A 19,949-nucleotide genomic window follows, 5' to 3' on the forward strand; every position below is an offset into this window, starting at 1 on the left:
AATCTTTTTTAGCGAATGCAGATGTTCCAGCAAATATAATATTTACTAAAATGGATAATCAAACAAAAGTCTTTTTTGAATACGAAGCAATGCAAAGCAATAAATTCTTAATTGATTTTTTTACATACTGCTATACCGGAATGAAGTCATTGACTGTGTTATTTTTTTGGTTGCAAAACGCAATATACAATGAAAAACCGCCTTCATTTATATTTATTGATGAATTTGACGCTTTTTATCACCAGCGTTTGTCCGAATATGTCATAAATGTTATTAAAAAAATAAGTAACTGCCAATTTATTCTTACTACACACGACACAGGGGTAATGTCAAATGATATTATGCGCCCTGATTGTCTTTTCTTAATGTACAAGAATAAAATTAAATCTTTATCATCATCGACAAAAAAAGAATTGCGTTCCGCTCATAATATAGAAAAAATGTATCGCGCAGGCGCTTTTAATGAGTAATACTATATTGCTCGTTTTTGAAGGAGAAAAAATTGAAGGACAATTATTTAATAGCATTGAGAAAATATTTTTCTCGAATTCCAATGGACAACAAATAATTAGAAGCAGTTTTAAAGCTGAAATTTATCAACTTTGGGAAAAAATAAAGGATGATGATGCTCTTGATGTTGTAGAAGTTCTCAAGGAAGAACTCAACTCAGATATTAAAAATCTGTTAAGAAAAGATGTATCAGAGGTACACCTCTTTTTCGATCATGACGGCCATTCTCATTTAGGTGCAATGTCACCGCAAGATTACAATAAAATGATAAATAAATTACTTAGCACTTTTAATAATGAATTTGAGCAAGGGAAACTTTGGCTTAGTTATCCTATGACAGAAGCCATTAAACATTGTACAAATAACCCTACTGATTGTTTCAAAGATGCGTTTCTTGATATGTCCGATAATATTAACTATAAAAATATAATTGATAAAATAAGCCATTATAAAGATATAAAAAAATATGATGAGAACACTTGGCACTATTTAACAATGATAAACATTCAACGAACATTTTGTTTGGTGAATAATATTTATGAGACGGTTTCTGATTATCAAAGTATAAAACATTGGTTTGAAAACAACGCGATAATTGTAAAACAAATACAGGAAAAGCAATACAAAAATTTTATCTTGCCCAAAAATCAAATTGTTGCATTGTCACCTTTTCCTCTTTTTTTAATCAATTATTTTGGTGAAAAATATTTTAATGAATGTAAAAATGAGATAGTTATAAAAAGTTGTAGTTTCTATTGTTATCAAAATACTCAATAAAACTACAAATTTTCCTTCCCTCGCACCCCTACACCATTTCGCTAGGGTACTCCAAATTCTCCTTAGATGCCTTCTTTAACAGTCCGATGTATCTGCGCCATTCCCATTTTGCCATGTCGATATTTTGATCGCGCCAGTTGCCGCATTCGGCGGGTGAAGCGCCGGGAATAGTTCCTTCGAATTTTTCTATCCAATCAGCCATTTCTGTTAATAGGGGAAGAATATCGATGGATTTATAATCTCCTTCCAAAATCAAATAAAAACCGGTGCGGCAGCCCATCGGACCGAAGTATACTGTTTTTGGACTCCATACTTTGTGTGAACGTAAAAATGTCGCGCATAAATGTTCAATAGTATGCACCGCCGGCTGATCCATTACCGGCTCCTTGTTTGGTTCTTTAAAACGAAGATCAAACGTGGTAAGCATCACGTCTTTAAATTGATCTTTCCGTGAAACATAAGCTCCTGGTTTTAACCTAAGATGATCAACCTGAAAACTAGTTATTTTTTCCATACCGCTCTCCTTTAGCTAACTATAACAGGATATATGCCTTTAAGCAACTAACTGGTCATTTTGGTAAAATTTCTTTTTGAGGCAACTCGCTTACTCTCTAATGGCGGTTTACGACGTTCCGCCTCAGGCGGAATGTAGGGCGGCGCGCCGCAAGGCGCAAAAGCCGTCCGTAAACCGCTACGCTAAGCGACGTTTTAATGTCGCTTAGCGTGGAAGTATCTGCCGTTTCAATGGCAGATACTTCCTATTTCTCCATAATATTAAAACTTCCGTCCCAATCGGCAGGCGGTGGATATTCCTGATACTGACGGCAACGTTCAATAAAATGTTTGGAAGGTTCGTCTTCTGGGTATAGTTCCAATACCTTATTAAACGCGTTCTCCGCGTCTTTCCAATTGCGCATTTCAAAAATATCCAGCGCTTTATGAAAAAGATAAACCTGTTCAAATAAAGCGTCTGACGCGTCGGCTTTTAATTCCAATATTTCATGGATACGCACAGGCTCGTTTATGCCCACGACTCTAACGTGGTCAAGCCGCCGGGTGAGCAACTTGCCTTTTGTTTCCAGTACCGTAGATTCCGAGGCAAGAACCCATGTTCCGTACTGCTTGTTCACTCCTTCAAGACGGGAAGCCAAATTTACCGCGTTGCTGATGATAGTGTAATTCATCTTTTTTTGCGTTCCCATGTTTCCCACTACCATTTCTCCGGTATTAATGCCGATACGGGTCAACAACGGAGACGGGCTTATGCCTTTTTCTAAAACATATCTGTTTATGTCCTTCTCCATCCGCTTCATGATTATTCCGGCGGTACATGCCCGCAATGCGTGATCATCAAGCTCCAGCGGAGCGCCAAAGAAAGAAACAATAGCGTCGCCCTGATATTTGTCGATTGTCCCTTTTTCTTCCAGAATAATATCGCTCATGGTGGAAAGATAATAGTTAAGGAGATCGACCAGATGACCAGGCGTAAGTTTTTCCGCTATACCGGTAAATCCCTTTATATCGGAAAACAAAGCGGTCATGTGCCGGTTTATTCCGCCAAGTTGCATTCGGGTGGGGTCTGATATTACTTCTTCTACCACATCTTCTGACAAATATGTGGAAAAAGCCTGACGCATATTATTGTTGAAATACTGGAGCTTGATATGGGCTTCCTCAATTTCCTGCGCTTTCCTTCGGTACAACATCGTATTTAAAATGCCGAAAAGTACGGAAACGGAAAGGGCGAGTATTTGGAGAATTGTCATAACTAGCGAATATTTACGCTGGTCTAAAATAACTTTGTCGCTTATGTCCACGTCCGCAACACAGTAAAAATTGCCATCCTGATCATATACCGGAGCAAAACCGGCAATAAGCCCGTTCCAACTTTCATTATAACTGCCCAGGTCTGTCGCCGTTACATTTCCCGCAAGGGCGGCTCTGGCAATGTCTTCAATTGGTAAAATAGTCCCCGGACCTACTACGGTTTTGGGGTCAAAGTCATTGTCAACAATGTATTGGAAGTTGTCATGATCGTATTGCCGCAGATAGGAAACATACAAAACATTGTATTCTTGGGCAAACTGGATAAGCCGCATTTTTAACTCGCGGTAACTTTGATTTTTTGCGTCATCCACAGTATGATAACGATCCAATTCTTCAGCATCGACATATAACGCAGCTGCCTGAGCCGCCGCCTTTAAATGATCCTGTGTCGCTTCGGTAATCATCCTTACATAATGGTTCACATGAATATTTACAACTATCGAAACCAACAGCACCATCAATGCTGAAATAAAAAACAGACTCAACGTCAACTGTACCCCAATCGCTTTCGTCAATTTTCCCAAAAATGAATTTGAATTTGTGGATTTTTGATTTTTACTCATATACGTTTCCTTATAAAGTAAAACTATCACATTTTTAATAATTTGACAATTCAATATTAATAACATCCAATGCGACTAATATACCGATATATATTCGACTTTACCGCTAGACAAACCCCCATAAAATCGCTACACTTCACTTAAATTGGCAGTATGTCTGAGCTGCCGCCCAATTCAAATTGTCAGACTATGGAGGACTTTTTATGAGCGCCACGATACGGCTCAAAAGATTTGGAACAAAGAAGCGGCCTTATTACCGCATTGTTGTTATGGACAAACAAGCGCCACGGGACGGAAAAACCATCGAGGAACTTGGCTACTATCACCCCATCGAAGCGGAAGACAAGCAGATTGTTTTTGACGCGGAAAAAGCCAAATCATGGCTTGCAAAAGGCGCAATCGTTTCCGATACGGTGCGCAGACTTTTCAACAAAAAGAATATTTCCGTAAAATAACAAGGCAGTACAATGGAAAAAGATTTAATTGAATATCTTGCGAAATCCCTTGTGGACGATCCCTCGCAGGTGCAGGTCAATATTGTCGAGGGCGAAAAATCCACTATTTTAGTACTGCGGGTTGCGGAAAAAGATATTGGCAAAGTAATCGGCAAACACGGGCGAATTGCGAAGGCAATAAGGACCGTGTTACAAGCGGCCAGCGCCAGAACCGGCAAACACACAGTACTGGAAATATTGGACTGATACGATAAATGACCGAAAAGTTCATTATTGGACTGGTTGGTGCTCCTTTTGGCGTTAAAGGTTTTGTAAAAGTTAATCCCTTATCTGGGGAAATCGGTCATCTTCTAAAATTAAAATCGACAGTAATCAGCAAAGACGACAAAGAGCGAACTCTTCAAATTGAAGAAATTACCCCCGCTCCGCCCTCAGTACTGATGCGTTTTGCCGGTATTGACAGCCCCGAAAAGGCTAAAACCTTGAATGGGGCGCAATTAATCGCCGGACGCGAGCAAGCCGCTCCTTTAGGCGATAATGAGTTTTATATTGAAGATTTGAAAGGGCTACAGGTAATTTTTTCCGGCGCGGAAGGGGAGAATGTCGCAAGCGAGATAATTGTCGGTTCTATTACCGATATTATCGAAGGCGGTAACGGGGAACTGGCAGAAATTAAACTTTTAAACGGCGAAAAACGTTTGGTTCCTTTTAGGAAGGAGTTTTTTTCTGAGATTAGCCCGCAGAAGGGGAGGGTGGTGATTAGAAATATTTGGGTTTTGGAGTGAAATACATTTTACAGAAAGTTGCTGTTAGACACCTTGTGTGAAACACTGATTAATACGGGGCATTTTTCCCCACCTAAATTGACAGGGAAATTAAAAAATGATGTATAATGAAAATAAGGAGGCATCCATGACCTATTTTGGGAAAGGCATTTATACGCTGACAACTGCCGCAAAAATCTTCAAAATGAATCCGCAAAAAATGCGCCGATGGATTAAAGGTTATACATATCTCAAAAACATGGAATGTTGTTCTTATAAACCTCTATTTAAAACTGAATTTGAATATGATCCCAATGACGTTATTATCAGTTTTCTAGATCTGACAGAACTGCTTTTTATCAATAGTTTTATACAATATGGAATAAGCATCCAAAAGATAAGAAAAGCTGCTATTATTGCCTCAGATTTGCTAAAAACTTCCCACCCTTTTGCTATACGGAAAATGTTTACCGATGGAAAGTCAATATTCGCGGAAATTGCGCAAAAAGAAAATGATCTATCCCTTCTAGATTTATTAAATAAACAATACCAATTAGGGAAAATAATAGAGCCGCTATTATTCAAATGTATAGATTTTGGCAAACATGATTATGCAGAAAAATGGTGGCCATTAGGAAAAGAACGGGAAATTGTATTAGACCCGGCTAGAAATATGGGACAGCCTATCTTGAATAAATACAATGTAAAAACTGAATTGATATATGAGCTTTATAAAACCAATCACAGTATCAGTGAAATCAGCGATTGGTACGAAATGGATAAAAACGCAATAAAAGCAGCCATTAACTATGAAGAAGGTTTTGTAGCGTGAAATGTCTTTTTGACACTCATTTACCTCCAAAATTAGCAAAAACCCTCAGCTTTCTTGAAGGAGATGATGGTATTGCTATAGAACATCTTAATGAAAAATTCCCTCCAAATACTCCAGATATTGAATGGATAAATAAGTTGTCAAAAGAAGGCGGTTGGTTTGTAATAACTAAGGATAATCAAATAAGAAAAAAGCCGCATGAAAGACAGGCGTGGCAAGAATCACATATTCCTATTGTTTTTCTTCCTAAATCCTGGATGAATTATGATTTTTGGGGTATAGCATGGAGATTTGTAAGGTATTGGCCAGATTTGAAAAAAATTATTAGTCAAAATAAAAAGAACAAATCATTTGAATTGACTGTTAATGGGAAAATAACCGTTATTGAATAATATAAAATATCATGACAGAAGCCATTATCTAAGGGAACAATAATGACGAAAATAGATGGGCTGTCAAAAAAGATAAATTTCTACCACGAACCACACAAACATTACGAACTTTTTGCACAAATCTGGTCGCTGTTCGTGCTGGTTCATTTGGTTCGTGGTAAAATTCAAACTTCATAGTGTACAAGGGCAAAAAGAATAATACCCTTAACGTTTATCAGCCTGAGTAAATGTCAGAGTCATATCGTTATTCACTTGAACATTACTTTTTACATAAGTATTTGTTTGAACATCATCAATCCTTATATCAAAAACATTACCTGAAATTGGAATATTTCCAAGCCAAATTTTCATGCTGTCTCTATTTACGATACTTCCGCTAATATCTCCTGTTTGCGCTCCTCCGGCTGCAGCTAGTTGTACAGTACCGCCTCTTATAACTATATTTCCGCCTACCCATGTAGGACTGCCGGGTGTACGCAGAAAAATAGTGTTAATTGTAGCGCCTACATTATTCACTATAGTAAGCATTGCCGGTTTTTTGGTTAAAGTAACAGTAGAGTTTTCGTTTCTCATTGTTACTTTCTCAGTATATTGAGCTTGTCCAATGCTGTAAGTAATATCAATATTTGATGCTGGTGGCACTAGAAATCCGGTTCTTGCTCCAATGTCTATGTTTGAAGATATAGGAGTAGTTACAAAAACTTGATAGCCTGTTTGATTTATCACAGTAAGTGTTAACGGACTTTTGGTTAAAGTTACAGTAACATCCGCATTATCCATAATTGCTTGCTCGGTAAATTGAACTTGCCCAATCCTGTAAGTAATATTAATAACTTGATTCAATGCCGGTGCTAGAAATTCAGTTTTTTCTCCACTGTTTATGTTTGAAACTGCAGCTACAGGGGCAGTTAAACTAACCTGTTGTCCTGTTTGATTTATCACAGTAATTATTGGCGGTCTCTTGGTTAAGGTTACAGTAACATCCGCATTATTCATAGTTGCTTGTTCGGTAAATTGAATTGGCCCAATTCTGTAAGTAACATTAATAGTTCCCCTCGTTTCAGTTGGTTGAAATTGAGTACTTGCTCCATTGGTTATGTTTGAAGATACAGGAGCATTTACAATAACTGGATATCCTGTTCTATTTTCTATTATCAAGGTTGGGTTTCTATCCACAGATACCTTTAAAGTATAATGCGTGACTGTATCACATGATACAAAACTAATTAATATAACGAATATAAAAAAAGCAGTAAGTTTTTTCATTTTATTCTCCTTAAGGTTTTGGAATTAAACCAATCGCTCCTAACAAACCTATGGCCAATAATCCTCCTGCAAAAGGGTTTATAGAAGAGGTTTTACTTGTTTCTACAAAGACAGCATCATTGAAAGGTATGTTATATTTACTATAAACAACACCTCCAGTGTCTATGACTCTTATATCTACCATTTCTGAAAATTCCGATTTATTTATATCCTTAATTTTGCTTGCGATATTCGTACCCCAATTAGTTGTCCCTGCATTTCTGATATAGATTTCTCTAATATTCGATACATTACTGATCTCAATACCATGATGGGTTGTTGCACACCCGGTAACTGTAATTCCTAATAGCAGTACTGCTACTAGTTTACTCGCAACGTGAAATATGTTTTTCAACATAAATAACCTCCTTTTAGCTTGAACTATTCAAGCTCTAAAATAAATTGCCTGCCCATATGGACAAGCCTAAAAACAACCAAAAACCACATACAGGGCATTCCAGCGTTTATTCTAAAATAATCCAAATTCTAAAACTTGTCAATAACAAGTACAAAAAATTGTAATTAACAAGTTGTAAATACTTGTTAATACCCTAAATTTGACAAATGAGGAAAGAATTTGATGAACCGAATGATTTAAGGAGGACTCTTTCACAAAATATAAAGAAACAACGTAAAATTCTCGGCTTAACTCAGGAAAAACTTGCAGAAGCAGCCAATCTTTCATCACAGACAATCAACGATATTGAAGGTTGCAGAATGTGGGTTAGCGACAAGACAATCCTAAAACTAGCTAATGTTTTACATATAGACGCATATCAGCTATTTGAACCTGTAACGACTATAAGAGCGATTGTTCCCGATGTTGTAAATACGGATGAATTTATGCTTGAATTGGAAGGCAAAATAATCAAGTTTATCAAACAACAACTTGAAGAAGCAAAAGATGTGCTTTCCAATCAGACAACGCCAAAGACAGTCAATAAAAAAGGTGACAGTCACCAATTTCACAATTTTGTTGACATACAATCAACATAATGATATACATAAAATATTGGGGCGAGGGGAGACATTGTGGCAATCAAATTTAACCACACGAGGGAGATATTAGCGATAAGAGACGGGTTTCCCAAGTATTATGGAGGCATATACGTCTACAAAAATTCAATGGGAAGATGATTTTGCCGAAAATGATTTTAGGAGTGCGTAAACTACAGGTAAAGAAAAGGATGAAAAGTTGGTATTATCAACAAAAATCCTAATTGAATCAAAGAGTATACCGATTACATTCATTGAAAACGCTGAAGGAGCATTAGAAATTAAAGTTAATAGGGAAACGGTTTATACAATAAAACCGAGAGGGCGAATAAGCCAAAGTTTATTATTCTCTTTTACTCGTTCTATAATAAGGGAACAACAATGACGAAAAAAGATGAAGCTGTATTTGCCAAATCATTTGAAAAAATGGAAGAAAAAGGCTATTTTACAGAGTTGCGAACAAAAGCCAAGGCTAAACCTAAAACCAAATCCAATGCCAAAACAACAGTTTTAAAGGTTACCAAAAAACCACGCCAGCTGACAGTAGCAGACTCCGTTTCTAGCACGAGATCTACATTGAAAGTTCCTCTTGTTGCTCATAAAGGATAATTGCGACGTATAGTGTTCATATATGGATTCTTAAATGAAATACACACTTTTAACCCTATTTCCAGAAATCCCCGATGCTTTCTTCGCCAATTCCATCATGGCAAAGGCAATAAAACGGGGAATTATCGAGTATCAGGCAATAAATATACGCGATTTTGCTACAGATAAGCATAAAACCTGCGATGACGCGCCCTACGGCGGCGGCCCTGGTATGCTAATGTTGCCGGAACCGCTGGATTTGGCTATTAAAAGCATACTTCCCGCCGAAAACACAGCCGCAAAACCGCGCGTTATCTACCTTTCACCCTCAGGCCGCCCATTCAATCAGGAAATTGCCCGCGAATTGGCCGCCGAAAAGGAATTAATACTGATTTGCGGGCGTTATGAGGGTATCGATCAACGGATAATCGACCGTTACGTGGATGATGAAATCTCCGTTGGGGACTATGTTCTTTCTTCCGGCGAAGTGGCGGCATTGGCGGTAATAGACGCAACCTACCGTCTTGTAGACAGCGTAATTTGCGCGGAATCTCTTGACGAGGAAAGCTTTTCCGGCGGACTTTTGGAGTATCCCCAGTTTACACGACCGGAAGTTTTTGATACAATGAAAGTCCCAGAAGTATTGCTGTCCGGTCACCATGAGCAGATACGTCTTTGGCGGTTGGAAAAGCGGGTTGAAAAAACCCTGTGTCAAAGACCGGACTTAATACGGCAAGGCAGAGAACCGGCTCCAGACGGAAGCAGGGTTTTTAGCGATGAAATTATTAAAATAATAGACCGATTAACCGCTCAATCCGGCGGTTGAGTCGGGAAATTTAAGGAGAGAGAGATGAACGAGATTAAGGCCATTGAAGCCGACCAAATGAAAAAAGAACCCGACAAATTCAAAGTTGGAGATACAGTTAAGGTTCACTTTAAAATTATTGAAGGTAAAACTGAGCGCGTTCAGATTTACGAAGGCCTTGTTATCGCCATGAAAAATTCCAAAGTTGGAAAAACCTTTACAGTGCGGAAAATTTCCTACGGCGTAGGCGTAGAGAGGGTATTTCCGCTTCATTCGCCGCGTATCGTTAAGGTTGAGGTAGTGCGCCCCGGAAAAGTCAGACGGGCAAAACTCTACTATATCCGTGAAAAAATCGGCAAGGGCGCGAAAATTAAAGAACTTATTATCAAGAAGGGTTCCAAGGGCGCGCATGTGCCTGTTACCGGCGCCGTAGCCGACAGTACCGCCGCCGAATAATTATTTATAAATTTTCTTTACATCTCCTCATTTTAAGCCGAAATTTATAAGGGGAACTGTAAATTTACCATTAATAGAGTTGTTCGGAAACTTCAGTTTCCGAACAACTTCCTTAATGAAAATTAATTCCCCAAGGAAACCAGAATGAATGTTGTAAATACCAGCGACCTCAGACCCGGACAAATTTTCTCCGCGCCGGTGTATTCAGAAGGTGAATATATGCTTGTATCCGCCAATGTTCCCCTTCGCCAAAGAGATATTGACGTTTTAAATACATGGGGTATTGAATATGTCAGAACAGACGGAGAAATAAAAGAGACTAAACATATGCTGAGTTTAAAAGATGAATCAAGCGAAGTAATAATAAAAGTATTAGAAGAACAAATAAAAGAAGCAATAAGCGAACCGGAAGAAATTCTTCCTGAAGAAATAATTCCAGAAGAAATTTCTTCAAAAAAAATTACTGAAGAAGATGAAAAGCCTTTAAAGAATGTAAATATTAAATTTTCCATAACTGATGTCCGTCAGAATTCCAGTCAGTATAGAAAGTATAAAACTTTTATTGATAAACTAAATTCTTTATTTACCGCTTTAAAATCCGGAACGGATACAGAAATGCGTCAGGTCGATAATATTTGCATTCAATTACTTCAGGATTTACGGGAAAGTCCGGACAGTTTTGTTGGTTTTATTCTTGGCGGAGAAGTTTCAGGAAATGAATTGGCAAAAAGCTCGGTTAATACGGCGATTCTTTCCGCGTTAACCGCTCAGGAACTTAAACTGCCTAATCATAAAATACATAATGTTGTCGCGGGGGCGTTACTTCACGATATTGGAATGCTCAGGTTATCCAAAGGCATTACAGAGAAAAAAGGCGGTCTTTCCGAAGCGGAACTAGAACAGATAAAAAGCCATCCTTTGCACACGTCAAAAATCGTTACAAAAGAATTATTCGGCCCTCACGAAGTAAATTTAATCGCACTTCAACACCACGAGCGGTGGGACGGCCAGGGGTATCCCGGTAACCTTTCAGGTCAGGCTATTGATATTGGCGCCCGGATTGTATCGGTAGCCGACGCGTTTGAAGCAATGGTAACTAAAAAGTCCTACAGGAATTCCATGATTGGCTATCAGGCGATAAGGAACCTGCTTTCTGATAATGCGCGTCGTTTTGATCCTGCGGTAATTATCGCATTTACCAAAATAATGGGGATTTATCCTATTGGTTCAATTGTCCGCCTAAATGACAGTTCTTTAGCTAGAGTTGTAAGCATACATATTAACGCTCCGATGCGGCCAAAAGTCCAAATGCTGACGGACAGAAAGGGAAATGCTCTTAATTCCGGGGGTATGGAAATTGTCGATCTTTTAGAAGAAAGAACGCTGTTTATTAAGCAGGCGATAGATCCGGCTGATTATGCTTAATACCGCCAGATTGGGTAAAGTGGGGGAAGAGAAGGCTGCCGCCGCTCTTGAAGCTGCCGGAATGAAAATAATCAATAAAAATTACAGGTCAAAAACGGGAGAAATCGATATTATTGCCCTTGACAGTGAAACAATCGTTTTTGTGGAAGTAAAAACATGGTCTTCGCTTGGCATGGAAGATCTGCAATACAGCATTGATATAAAAAAACAGAATAAAATCATTAAAACCGCTAAGTATTTTCTGTCTGAAAATCGAAAATATAGTAATATGACAATTCGTTTTGACGTTATATTTGTTAAAAAAAACACTACTATCCATCTTGCGTCTGCCTTCACGGAGAGTGTATGATATTAGAACAGGCTTTGAATTCCAAAATACCTGATATCAGGCTGGAATTGTTACGGCGGCGCATAAATGACGAAAACTATCTCCATGCCGCCATTCAAAGACTGGCTCTTGTATTGAGCAATGAAATTATGGATATTACCCATGAAGGCGGGTGTTATGAGCGGCAACGGAAAAGGCGGAAATAATCGAAAAAATCGCCAGCGTTTCTCCGGACGGAGAGATGATCCTCAAAAATTTTTAAAGAAACATACCTCGGCAAATGATCAGGAAAATTTGTTTTTTGACGGGAAAACGGAAAAAAGCAAAATAAGCACGCACGAGAGGCCTCAATGGACAACGCCGGAACTGCCCGCTAACCCCATCACTACTCCGGATTGCCCCTGGTGCGGAAAGCCAATAAAAGATATTACTACCGCTATTTCAGATAAAGAAACAGGCCGCCCTGTACATTTTGACTGTGTGCTTGCGCGGATTGCTGAAACTGAAAAACTGGAACACAATGACAGCGTATGCTACATTGGCGGCGGGCGTTTTGGAATAATTCATTATACAAATCCTCTTGATACAAGAGAATTTGTAATTAAGAAAATATTTGAATGGGAAACCAAAGACACTGAAAACGAATGGCGCCGCCCTATAAGCGAATATTTTTCGATTACATAAAAGGAGATTTTATGATTGGCGTTATCGGAGCAATGGAAGATGAATTGACTTTTCTCTGTGAAACAATGGGAAAGTTTATCGCGGAAAAAATCGGGATATTTGAATTCTTTACGGGAAAGCTCGAAGGGAAAGATGTTACGATACTGAGATGCGGCATCGGCAAAGTAAACGCCGCAGTCGGCTGCGCCCTGCTCATTCAAAAATTTGCGCCGGACTGCATAATAAATACCGGTTCCGCCGGCGGTATTCATTCCGATTTAAAAGTCGGCGATGCCGTAATATCCACCGGACTTCTTTATCACGATGTTGATGTTACGGCGTTTAATTATGCGCCCGGCCAACTTCCCGGTCAGCCTCAGGTTTTTCCGGCGGATGAAAAACTTGTAAAGATCGCGGAAAACGCCGTTGATGAATTAAAAGCGGAAAAGATTCTTCCCGCCGAATTTACCCACCGCAGAGGCATGATTGGCTCCGGCGACATTTTTATGCATGAACCTGAGCGTATAGCAGAAGTGCGCCGCATATTCCCTGACGTTGACGCTGTGGAAATGGAAGGAGCCGCGATAGCGCATTGCTGCCATCTTTTTTCCGTTCCCTTTTTAGTAATCCGCGCGTTATCTGACATTGCAGGGACGCAATCGCCGTTAACCTTTGATGAATTTTTACCAATTGCGTCTAAACATTCCGCGCATATAGTGATGAGAATTATTAAGAATAAGGGAACCTCTAAAAACCTCGGTTAGGTTTTTAGAGGTTCCACGAAGAAAATCGCTGATTTATTGTAGCATAAGAAATTATTGTAGTGCGATTTTCTTCATAGGTTATGAAAACATCTAAAAACTGAAGTTTTTAGATGTTCATATAAATATGTTCAAAACGGAGGGTGTTATGAAAAGTAAAAGAATAGTGGCGTTGTTTTTAACCGCCGTGGTGTTATGCGCGGTATTGGTTACCGGCTGTTTACGCGCTGAGGCGCAGGAGAAACCGAAAACACAGGAACCGGCGCGTAGTGAACAGCCGCAAACGGGTACGCCTGTTGTTTACATGACAGACAAAATAACTCCCGAAGGCTTGCTTGCAGTTTATGACGCTCTGGGACTGAAGGCAAGCGGAAAGGTTGCGGTTAAAATAAGCACCGGAGAGCCGGGCAATCCCCACTTTCTTTCCGCTACGCTGATAAAAAATCTTGTGCAGAAAGTGAACGGCACTATTGTCGAGTGCAACACCGCTTACGGCGGAAAGCGGGCGAATACCGCTATGCATTATCAGGTGGCGAAAGATCACGGTTTTACGGCAATCGCGCCGGTTGTGATTTTGGACGAAAAATCGGAGATCAGTATTCCCGTTACAGGCGGCAAACATTTAAAAGAAGATATTGTAGGCGCGCGTTTTAAGGACTTTAATTTTCACATTGTGCTGTCTCACTTTAAGGGGCATCAAATGGGCGGCTTCGGCGGAGCGCTTAAAAATATGTCCATCGGTTACGCGTCATCTGCCGGCAAGTCATGGATTCATTCGGCGGGAAAAAGCAAAAGCGGCATTAGAGGCGATCAAAACGAATTCCTTGAATCAATGGCGGAAGCCGCCAAAGCGGTCGCTGACGCTAACAAGGGAAAAATACTCTACATTAACGTAATGAACCATCTTTCCGTTGACTGCGACTGCAACGGCAGACCCACCCCTCCGACAATGGCAGACATCGGCATACTAGCCTCCCTTGATCCCGTCGCTCTTGATCAGGCTTGCGTCGATCTTGTGTACAATGCAAAAGACGGCAAAGACCTTATCGCACGGATAGAATCAAGAAACGGTATTTTGACAATAAAACACGCGGAAGAAATCGGCTTGGGAAGCAAGACGTACAGGTTAGTCCGTATTGATGGTTGAAGTTTTAAAGCGCGAATTTATTTATATATGGTATTATTTCTCGATTCAATTTGAACAGATTTTCGGGTACTGGGCGATTGGAATGGCGCTTGGCTCTTTTATTTCCGTATTTGGCAAAGAAAAAATCCACGAAATGTTTTCGCGTCTGCGCGAAAAAAAACTGGGTTTCCTCGGCGTTATACCCGCGTCGCTTTTAGGGATCGCCTCTCCCCTTTGCATGTACGGCACTATCCCGATAGCGGCGTCTTTCGCCGAAAAAGGAATGGAAGAAGACTGGCTTGCCGCTTTTATGATGGCTTCCATTTTGTTAAACCCTCAGCTTCTTTTTTACAGCGCTGCTCTTGGGGTGGACGCGCTGGTTATACGTTTTGTTATCTGTTTTTTGTGCGGCATTGCCGCGGGGGCGGTGATAAGGCTCTTTTTTAAAAACAAACAATTTTTTAATTTCTCCGGTCTTACCGCCCCCGCAAACAGGGACACCCACCCAAACCCTATATTACGCTTTCTTAAAAATTTTGTCCGCAATGTAAAAGCAACCGCCGTATATTTTCTAATTGGCGTATTACTTTCCGCCCTTTTTCAGCGCTATGTTCCGCCCGAAGGCTTTGCCAGACTTTTCGGCGGCACTACCCCAGCAGGAAGAGGCTTCGCCATATTAATGGCGGCTACCATAGGCGTCCCCCTGTACATGTGCGGCGGCGGAACCATCCCGTTACTCCAAACATGGCTGCGTAACGGCATGAGCATGGGCAGCGCGGCGGCATTTATGATTACAGGCCCCGCCACCAAAATAACAAACCTGGGAGCGTTAAAAATTGTACTTGGCATAAAACACTTTTTTTTCTATTTGTTATTTACCGTAGTATTCGCGTTTGCAGGCGGCGTTTTGGTAGATATAATTTATGGGGCAATTCATTAAGGTTATTTTTAAAAAGATTCTCACAAAGAACACAAAGAAAGAGAAGATCACAAAGAAGAATCAGGGGTTTTCGTCCGTTATTTTATCGTAAACCTCACGCATAGCTTTCGGACAACAATTCCTTCTTCCCCTTTGTGATCTTTGTACCTTCGTGTTCTTCGTGTGAACTCTTCTTGCCTTAATTTTAAACTATAAACCCCACCCCGTAGGGGTGACAAAAACCGTGGTTGTGCTGCCTTTAGTTACATTAACAGAGGTTTTTTTCCAATAATATAAATTCGCGCCGCGCAAACTTGAAATTTGCACGGTATAAGTTCCAACGGGAACCCCTGAAACTGTGACGTTTCCACCTTTAGCGATTGCCGGGATGCCTTTACTGCTTGGTCCGATTATCGTACCTACCCGTGTGGCATAACCTGAATTATTGATAAATTTTATTGACCCGGTATCAGCATTGGCGGTACCGCCTGAATCAGAGCCACCTGAACCGCCGCTCCTTGTAATCACGAAGTTTCCGTTTGAAGAAAAATTTATATTTACTGTTTCTCCGGAGCTAACGGTAAAATTATGGGATGCATTTTGGCTATTAACCTGAAATCCTATGGTACACAAACCGGTAGGCACATTGGAAAATGTTTTCGTTTTATTATTCCCAAGCAATTCATCATAACCGGCTTGTTTGCCGCCATTGGTCAGTTTTATCTTTCTTAAATCTATGCCAAAACTATTTTTAAATACTACTGTGCCGGTACCTCCGCCGCCTGATCCGCCCCCACTTGATTCGCTATCATCCTCAATAATATCGCACCCGATAACCGTTATTCCAAATACCAGCGCCATTGCCAGTATTCCCAACAAGATTTTTTTACTTACCATAGTTTTATTCTCCTTACTTTGGTAACAAAGTTTTACTGTGTTTGCCTGTCTTTACAGACAGAATTTACCCCAACGGGATAGCGCATATTGTTTTTTTACGCACCTCATGGTATTCTTTATATCGCAATTATTTTTATTTGAGACCTACAATGGGTTCTAGTTTTTATAAAAAAGGAAAAACCACAATGGTTTGTAGGTTCTTTTTTACAGTCATTTTGATCTTTTTATTAGCCCTTACATGTTGTAAGGTGGCACAAACTCAAGATGATGATCGTTTTTATATCGACTTGCAGAAATCTCCGCTGTATATCAAGGCCGGTTTTAACCCTTCCGACGCTGTTTCTCCTAACTTACAGGACGACTCATGGCAGGTCAGGGATAAATGGCATGGCGCCGTTATACGCAAACTGGATTTGCCCGGATTGCCAAAACGCGCCTTTCTGTCGCCATTGGGCAGACCGGCACAAGAGTGGACTTTTGTAATTCCCTTTACAATGGACGCGTCCAATAAGGATGCTGATGCGCCGTTATTCCCATGTTTATATTTAGCGTCTATCGGCGCCAACTGGGAAATATATCTGAATGGGACTCTGATCAAAAAGGAAATGTATTTAATCGATGGGCGTATCATGGAACATCATAGCGAGCGCAATGTAATTGTCCCCATAAACAGCAATCTGCTGCAAAAAGGCAAAAATGTTCTTGTGTTTCACATAGTCGGAGATCCAACCGGTTATTCAACTGGTTTTGGATATAGAGCGCCTTATTATATTGCTGACTATAATTATATAATGCACAGACATAACAAGATTGATCAAATAATTGTAATATCAATACTTGTCATGTTGGGGATATACCACTTCCTGTTTTTCGCCATTTTCCGCAATAACCGTTATAACCTGATATGCGGAATTTTTTCTCTTGGTACGGGTTTATATTATCTGTGGCGGACTCACTGGATATATCAAATTATCCCCAATACCGCCGTTGTAGTCAGGCTGGAATTTTTTACGATCTATTTTATGATACTGGCTCTTATGGCTTATACGGATAAACTTTGCAACGGGCGTTATTCTATTGTAACAAAAATATACGGCATTTTTTGTTTGATTCTGGCGGTAACCCAGTTGTTTTTTTCGCAAGCCTACGGAAGCGAGACATTGATTGTCTGGCAGTTAGTGAGTATTCCGGCAATGATGTGGATTTTTGTTTATAACATTGTTTTTCCGATTATCCGTGAAATGAAAAAAGGCAGAAAATTTATTGATACATTGGTTAATACTTATCCGGGGAATCTGTTAGTTGCCGTTGTCATTATTGTCCTAACCTCAGTTATTGATCTTTTTGATTCTTTTGCTTTGCATTACTCGCTGGATTTAAGCCGTTACAGTATGGTTGTCTTTGTATTGTCGGTTACGCTTATGTTATTTCGAATGTCCCTTGTAAAAGACAGGGAACTTAAAGAAAAAAGTTTGCTGCTGGAAAAAGCGGCTAATCCCGCGTCCGCGCGTGAAAAGGTATACAATTCATGCGGTTTAACGGAACGTGAAAAAGAAATTGCCCGTTTAATGGCTGAAGGGCTTGACAATACGGAGATTGGCGAGCGTCTTTTTGTATCCAACAACACAATCTCGTTTCATATAACAAATATTTTCCGTAAATTCGGCATTATAGACGGCAAGAACAAGGGACGAGCGATATTTTTGGCTAAGTTGATTAATTAGGGATATTACGAAATATCTCACACAAAGATCACAAAGGTACAAAGAACACAAAGAGGAAGAATGTGTTATTGTCCGTTATCTTATCGTGAAGCCAACGCATAGATAACGAACAACAACATTGCTCACTGCTAATTGCTCACTGTTAATTGCTTTTCACTTCTCTTCCTACCTAGCGTACTCCGTAATTCTTGTCTCGCGGATCATCGTAACCTTGATGCGACCTGGGTAGTGAAGATCGTTTTCGATCTTTTTAGCAATATCCTTTGCCATCTCTCTGGTTTGTTCGTCATTGACAGCTTCATTGTTCACTATTATGCGAAGTTCGCGGCCAGCCTGAATAGCATAGGACTTGTCTACACCGGTAAAGCCGGTAGCTATGTTTTCAAGATTTTCAAGGCGCTTCATGTAATTGTCCAAGGTTTCTTTTCGCGCTCCGGGACGTGCCGCCGAAATTGCGTCGGCTATTTGTACAAGAACCGCCTCTATGCAGGTCGGCTCAATGTCATTGTGATGGCTCCCGATGGCGTTGATAATACGAGGATCTTCTCCCATTTTACGCGCCATGTCCATGCCGATCTCAGCATGGTTCAAATCGGAATTTGACTCCGTGCCTTTTCCAATGTCGTGTAACAATGCGGCGCGTTTGGCAAGATCGCGGTTACAGCCTACTTCAGCCGCAAGCATACCGGCAATTACTGCCACTTCTTTTGAATGGTGGAGTACGTTCTGCCCGTAACTGGTGCGGAAATAAAGCCGCCCAAGCGCGCGGACGGCATCCTGTTTGATATTATGAATACCCATGTCAAAGAGGACTTTTTCGCCTTCTTCAAAAATTTTCTGCGAAATGTCCTTGCTTACTTTGACGACAATTTCCTCAATACGCGCCGGATGAATCCGCCCGTCAAGGATCAGCCGCTCAAGGGCGATTTTCGCTATTTCGCGGCGTACCGGATCAAAACAGGAAATAACAACCGCTTCGGGCGTGTCGTCAATGATGATGTCCGCGCCCGTTAAGGTTTCTAGGGTACGGATATTGCGGCCTTCCCTGCCGATAATCCGCCCCTTCATTTCATCATTGGGCAGGGTGACTGTGGTTACGGTAACGTCGCCCGTAACTTCAGTCGCCAGCCGTTGAATTGTTGTTACAAGGATGTCCCTCGCTTTCTTTTCAGCCGCGAGATTGGCTTCCTGCTCGATTTTGTTGATAAGCGATTGCGCATCGTGTTTCGCGTCATTTTCAAGGGTTTTGATTATCAAAGCTTTGGCTTCTTCGGAACTTAACCCCGAAATACGTTCAAGCTCAGCGCGATAACGCATTTCCTCTTTGGAAAGCGCGTCCTCGCGAGTCATAAACCACTTTTCTTTTTCTGCGAATAACTGCTCTGTCCTTTCTATCTGAGCGGTTTTTTTATCAATCGCTTCTTCTTTAACTACAACGCGGCGTTCATACCGCTGTAACTCTGCCCTGCGTTCCCGGGTCTCTCTTTCTTGCTGGTTCCTTTCACGGATAACCTGTTCTTTTGCTTCAAGAAGAATCTCTTTCTTCTTTGCCTCCGCCTCTTTTATTGCATCCTGTCTTATTCGTTCTGCGAACTGCTCTGATGCCGTAAGTTGAAATCTGGCATATAACCATCTAATAATCCAGCCTAAGGTTAACCCGGCAAGAGGGAGGATAATATACCATATCCACATCATGTACCCCTTACCGAAGATAATTTCAAAATCTATTGTAAGAATACACTAAATTTATGTTGGGTGTCAAGAGAATATGCTGAAAAAAAATCAGAAAAGTTTAAAAAATGATAAAAACACGAATTTTGGGCAAAAAAGGCTTAA

25 protein-coding genes are annotated in these 19,949 nt (G+C 40.4%); 19 read left to right on the forward strand and 6 right to left on the reverse strand.

Translation table 11 applies throughout. The annotated features are described in order from the left end of the window. Positions 1–50 precede the first annotated feature (50 nt). Positions 51–470: an AAA family ATPase gene (locus ACYVRH_RS02380; protein ID WP_461255328.1), complete on the forward strand. Its 420-nt coding sequence runs from the start codon at positions 51–53 to the stop codon at positions 468–470. Beyond that, on the forward strand, positions 463–1,287 hold the full coding sequence (locus ACYVRH_RS02385; protein WP_461255329.1) for a hypothetical protein: 825 nt from the start codon (positions 463–465) through the stop codon (positions 1,285–1,287). The genes ACYVRH_RS02380 and ACYVRH_RS02385 overlap by 8 nt, the downstream gene beginning before the upstream one ends. 28 nt (positions 1,288–1,315) lie before the next feature. Here the strand turns inward: ACYVRH_RS02385 and ACYVRH_RS02390 are convergent, their stop codons facing one another. Both ACYVRH_RS02390 and ACYVRH_RS02395 read right to left on the reverse strand, forming a co-directional pair. After that, the gene (locus ACYVRH_RS02390) at positions 1,316–1,801 is read right to left on the reverse strand and encodes an S-ribosylhomocysteine lyase (RefSeq protein ID WP_461255330.1); all 486 of its coding nucleotides are present in this window, start codon (positions 1,799–1,801) and stop codon (positions 1,316–1,318) included. A gap of 244 nt (positions 1,802–2,045) precedes the next feature. After that, positions 2,046–3,677: an adenylate/guanylate cyclase domain-containing protein gene (locus ACYVRH_RS02395; protein WP_461255331.1), complete on the reverse strand. Its 1,632-nt coding sequence runs from the start codon at positions 3,675–3,677 to the stop codon at positions 2,046–2,048. A gap of 203 nt (positions 3,678–3,880) precedes the next feature. On the opposite strand from ACYVRH_RS02395, the gene rpsP reads away from it, so the two are divergent. The 5 genes from rpsP (at position 3,881) to ACYVRH_RS02420 (ending at position 6,120) form a co-directional block, all read left to right on the forward strand. Then, positions 3,881–4,132 (forward strand): 30S ribosomal protein S16, encoded by a 252-nt coding sequence (gene rpsP / locus ACYVRH_RS02400; RefSeq protein WP_461255332.1) that lies wholly within the window; start codon positions 3,881–3,883, stop codon positions 4,130–4,132. A gap of 12 nt (positions 4,133–4,144) precedes the next feature. After that, positions 4,145–4,378: a KH domain-containing protein gene (locus tag ACYVRH_RS02405; RefSeq protein WP_461255333.1), complete on the forward strand. Its 234-nt coding sequence runs from the start codon at positions 4,145–4,147 to the stop codon at positions 4,376–4,378. A gap of 8 nt (positions 4,379–4,386) precedes the next feature. Beyond that, positions 4,387–4,917, forward strand: a complete 531-nt coding sequence (gene rimM / locus ACYVRH_RS02410; RefSeq protein WP_461255334.1) for a ribosome maturation factor RimM — start codon at positions 4,387–4,389, stop codon at positions 4,915–4,917. 97 nt (positions 4,918–5,014) lie between these two features. After that, the gene (locus ACYVRH_RS02415; protein ID WP_461255335.1) at positions 5,015–5,728 is read left to right on the forward strand and encodes a DUF433 domain-containing protein; all 714 of its coding nucleotides are present in this window, start codon (positions 5,015–5,017) and stop codon (positions 5,726–5,728) included. Further along, positions 5,725–6,120 carry a PIN-like domain-containing protein gene (locus tag ACYVRH_RS02420; protein WP_461255336.1) on the forward strand — a complete coding sequence of 132 codons (396 nt, stop codon included), beginning with the start codon at positions 5,725–5,727 and terminating at the stop codon, positions 6,118–6,120. The genes ACYVRH_RS02415 and ACYVRH_RS02420 overlap by 4 nt, the downstream gene beginning before the upstream one ends. Before the next feature lie 204 nt (positions 6,121–6,324). On the opposite strand, the gene ACYVRH_RS02425 is transcribed toward ACYVRH_RS02420, so the two are convergent. Beyond that, entirely contained in the window at positions 6,325–7,386 is a 1,062-nt protein-coding gene (locus ACYVRH_RS02425) for a hypothetical protein (protein WP_461255337.1), read from the reverse strand. Between the two features lie 10 nt (positions 7,387–7,396). Then, positions 7,397–7,783: a hypothetical protein gene (locus ACYVRH_RS02430; protein WP_461255338.1), complete on the reverse strand. Its 387-nt coding sequence runs from the start codon at positions 7,781–7,783 to the stop codon at positions 7,397–7,399. Between the two features lie 206 nt (positions 7,784–7,989). On the opposite strand from ACYVRH_RS02430, the gene ACYVRH_RS02435 reads away from it, so the two are divergent. The 11 genes from ACYVRH_RS02435 (at position 7,990) to ACYVRH_RS02485 (ending at position 15,513) form a co-directional block, all read left to right on the forward strand. Further along, positions 7,990–8,421: a helix-turn-helix domain-containing protein gene (locus ACYVRH_RS02435; protein WP_461255339.1), complete on the forward strand. Its 432-nt coding sequence runs from the start codon at positions 7,990–7,992 to the stop codon at positions 8,419–8,421. Between the two features lie 381 nt (positions 8,422–8,802). Continuing rightward, positions 8,803–9,030 (forward strand): hypothetical protein, encoded by a 228-nt coding sequence (locus ACYVRH_RS02440; protein WP_461255340.1) that lies wholly within the window; start codon positions 8,803–8,805, stop codon positions 9,028–9,030. Between the two features lie 34 nt (positions 9,031–9,064). Then, the gene (gene trmD, locus ACYVRH_RS02445; RefSeq protein ID WP_461255341.1) at positions 9,065–9,835 is read left to right on the forward strand and encodes a tRNA (guanosine(37)-N1)-methyltransferase TrmD; all 771 of its coding nucleotides are present in this window, start codon (positions 9,065–9,067) and stop codon (positions 9,833–9,835) included. 24 nt (positions 9,836–9,859) lie between these two features. Then, entirely contained in the window at positions 9,860–10,270 is a 411-nt protein-coding gene (rplS, locus tag ACYVRH_RS02450) for a 50S ribosomal protein L19 (RefSeq protein WP_461255342.1), read from the forward strand. 144 nt (positions 10,271–10,414) lie between these two features. Next, the gene (locus ACYVRH_RS02455) at positions 10,415–11,695 is read left to right on the forward strand and encodes an HD-GYP domain-containing protein (RefSeq protein WP_461255343.1); all 1,281 of its coding nucleotides are present in this window, start codon (positions 10,415–10,417) and stop codon (positions 11,693–11,695) included. Then, the gene (locus tag ACYVRH_RS02460; RefSeq protein WP_461255344.1) at positions 11,688–12,044 is read left to right on the forward strand and encodes a YraN family protein; all 357 of its coding nucleotides are present in this window, start codon (positions 11,688–11,690) and stop codon (positions 12,042–12,044) included. The genes ACYVRH_RS02455 and ACYVRH_RS02460 overlap by 8 nt, the downstream gene beginning before the upstream one ends. Next, the gene (locus tag ACYVRH_RS02465; protein WP_461255345.1) at positions 12,041–12,229 is read left to right on the forward strand and encodes a hypothetical protein; all 189 of its coding nucleotides are present in this window, start codon (positions 12,041–12,043) and stop codon (positions 12,227–12,229) included. The genes ACYVRH_RS02460 and ACYVRH_RS02465 overlap by 4 nt, the downstream gene beginning before the upstream one ends. Further along, positions 12,201–12,707 (forward strand): hypothetical protein, encoded by a 507-nt coding sequence (locus ACYVRH_RS02470; RefSeq protein ID WP_461255346.1) that lies wholly within the window; start codon positions 12,201–12,203, stop codon positions 12,705–12,707. Before ACYVRH_RS02465 ends, ACYVRH_RS02470 begins: the two co-directional genes overlap by 29 nt. An 11-nt stretch (positions 12,708–12,718) precedes the next feature. Further along, the gene (mtnN, locus tag ACYVRH_RS02475) at positions 12,719–13,450 is read left to right on the forward strand and encodes a 5'-methylthioadenosine/S-adenosylhomocysteine nucleosidase (RefSeq protein ID WP_461255347.1); all 732 of its coding nucleotides are present in this window, start codon (positions 12,719–12,721) and stop codon (positions 13,448–13,450) included. Between the two features lie 145 nt (positions 13,451–13,595). Further along, a complete protein-coding gene (locus ACYVRH_RS02480) occupies positions 13,596–14,594 on the forward strand; it encodes a DUF362 domain-containing protein (RefSeq protein ID WP_461255348.1) in 999 nt (332 codons plus the stop codon). Then, positions 14,587–15,513: a permease gene (locus ACYVRH_RS02485; protein WP_461255349.1), complete on the forward strand. Its 927-nt coding sequence runs from the start codon at positions 14,587–14,589 to the stop codon at positions 15,511–15,513. The genes ACYVRH_RS02480 and ACYVRH_RS02485 overlap by 8 nt, the downstream gene beginning before the upstream one ends. A 189-nt stretch (positions 15,514–15,702) precedes the next feature. Here ACYVRH_RS02485 and ACYVRH_RS02490 read toward each other — a convergent pair whose 3' ends face one another. Then, positions 15,703–16,389, reverse strand: coding sequence for a hypothetical protein (locus tag ACYVRH_RS02490; protein ID WP_461255350.1), 687 nt, complete (start codon positions 16,387–16,389; stop codon positions 15,703–15,705). A gap of 248 nt (positions 16,390–16,637) precedes the next feature. On the opposite strand from ACYVRH_RS02490, the gene ACYVRH_RS02495 reads away from it, so the two are divergent. Continuing rightward, on the forward strand, positions 16,638–18,113 hold the full coding sequence (locus ACYVRH_RS02495; RefSeq protein WP_461255351.1) for a LuxR C-terminal-related transcriptional regulator: 1,476 nt from the start codon (positions 16,638–16,640) through the stop codon (positions 18,111–18,113). Positions 18,114–18,278: 165 nt separating this feature from the next. Here ACYVRH_RS02495 and rny read toward each other — a convergent pair whose 3' ends face one another. Further along, positions 18,279–19,808 (reverse strand): ribonuclease Y, encoded by a 1,530-nt coding sequence (gene rny / locus ACYVRH_RS02500; protein WP_461255352.1) that lies wholly within the window; start codon positions 19,806–19,808, stop codon positions 18,279–18,281. Positions 19,809–19,949 lie beyond the last annotated feature (141 nt).

It is taken from the genome of Treponema sp. R80B11-R83G3, from assembly GCF_054786115.1.

Bases quoted from the DNA above. Each gene is read 5' to 3' on its own strand.
- rplS (WP_461255342.1), top strand. From the start codon at position 9,860: ATGAACGAGATTAAGGCCATTGAAGCCGACCAAATGAAAAAAGAACCC.
- ACYVRH_RS02430 (WP_461255338.1), bottom strand. From the start codon at position 7,783: ATGTTGAAAAACATATTTCACGTTGCGAGTAAACTAGTAGCAGTACTG.
- ACYVRH_RS02460 (WP_461255344.1), top strand. From the start codon at position 11,688: ATGCTTAATACCGCCAGATTGGGTAAAGTGGGGGAAGAGAAGGCTGCC.
- ACYVRH_RS02385 (WP_461255329.1), top strand. From the start codon at position 463: ATGAGTAATACTATATTGCTCGTTTTTGAAGGAGAAAAAATTGAAGGA.
- rimM (WP_461255334.1), top strand. From the start codon at position 4,387: ATGACCGAAAAGTTCATTATTGGACTGGTTGGTGCTCCTTTTGGCGTT.
- ACYVRH_RS02480 (WP_461255348.1), top strand. From the start codon at position 13,596: ATGAAAAGTAAAAGAATAGTGGCGTTGTTTTTAACCGCCGTGGTGTTA.
- ACYVRH_RS02425 (WP_461255337.1), bottom strand. From the start codon at position 7,386: ATGAAAAAACTTACTGCTTTTTTTATATTCGTTATATTAATTAGTTTT.
- ACYVRH_RS02390 (WP_461255330.1), bottom strand. From the start codon at position 1,801: ATGGAAAAAATAACTAGTTTTCAGGTTGATCATCTTAGGTTAAAACCA.
- ACYVRH_RS02485 (WP_461255349.1), top strand. From the start codon at position 14,587: ATGGTTGAAGTTTTAAAGCGCGAATTTATTTATATATGGTATTATTTC.
- rny (WP_461255352.1), bottom strand. From the start codon at position 19,808: ATGATGTGGATATGGTATATTATCCTCCCTCTTGCCGGGTTAACCTTA.
- ACYVRH_RS02465 (WP_461255345.1), top strand. From the start codon at position 12,041: ATGATATTAGAACAGGCTTTGAATTCCAAAATACCTGATATCAGGCTG.
- ACYVRH_RS02380 (WP_461255328.1), top strand. From the start codon at position 51: ATGGATAATCAAACAAAAGTCTTTTTTGAATACGAAGCAATGCAAAGC.
- ACYVRH_RS02415 (WP_461255335.1), top strand. From the start codon at position 5,015: ATGATGTATAATGAAAATAAGGAGGCATCCATGACCTATTTTGGGAAA.
- ACYVRH_RS02435 (WP_461255339.1), top strand. From the start codon at position 7,990: ATGAGGAAAGAATTTGATGAACCGAATGATTTAAGGAGGACTCTTTCA.
- ACYVRH_RS02470 (WP_461255346.1), top strand. From the start codon at position 12,201: ATGAGCGGCAACGGAAAAGGCGGAAATAATCGAAAAAATCGCCAGCGT.
- trmD (WP_461255341.1), top strand. From the start codon at position 9,065: ATGAAATACACACTTTTAACCCTATTTCCAGAAATCCCCGATGCTTTC.
- rpsP (WP_461255332.1), top strand. From the start codon at position 3,881: ATGAGCGCCACGATACGGCTCAAAAGATTTGGAACAAAGAAGCGGCCT.
- ACYVRH_RS02455 (WP_461255343.1), top strand. From the start codon at position 10,415: ATGAATGTTGTAAATACCAGCGACCTCAGACCCGGACAAATTTTCTCC.
- mtnN (WP_461255347.1), top strand. From the start codon at position 12,719: ATGATTGGCGTTATCGGAGCAATGGAAGATGAATTGACTTTTCTCTGT.
- ACYVRH_RS02405 (WP_461255333.1), top strand. From the start codon at position 4,145: ATGGAAAAAGATTTAATTGAATATCTTGCGAAATCCCTTGTGGACGAT.
- ACYVRH_RS02440 (WP_461255340.1), top strand. From the start codon at position 8,803: ATGACGAAAAAAGATGAAGCTGTATTTGCCAAATCATTTGAAAAAATG.
- ACYVRH_RS02490 (WP_461255350.1), bottom strand. From the start codon at position 16,389: ATGGTAAGTAAAAAAATCTTGTTGGGAATACTGGCAATGGCGCTGGTA.
- ACYVRH_RS02395 (WP_461255331.1), bottom strand. From the start codon at position 3,677: ATGAGTAAAAATCAAAAATCCACAAATTCAAATTCATTTTTGGGAAAA.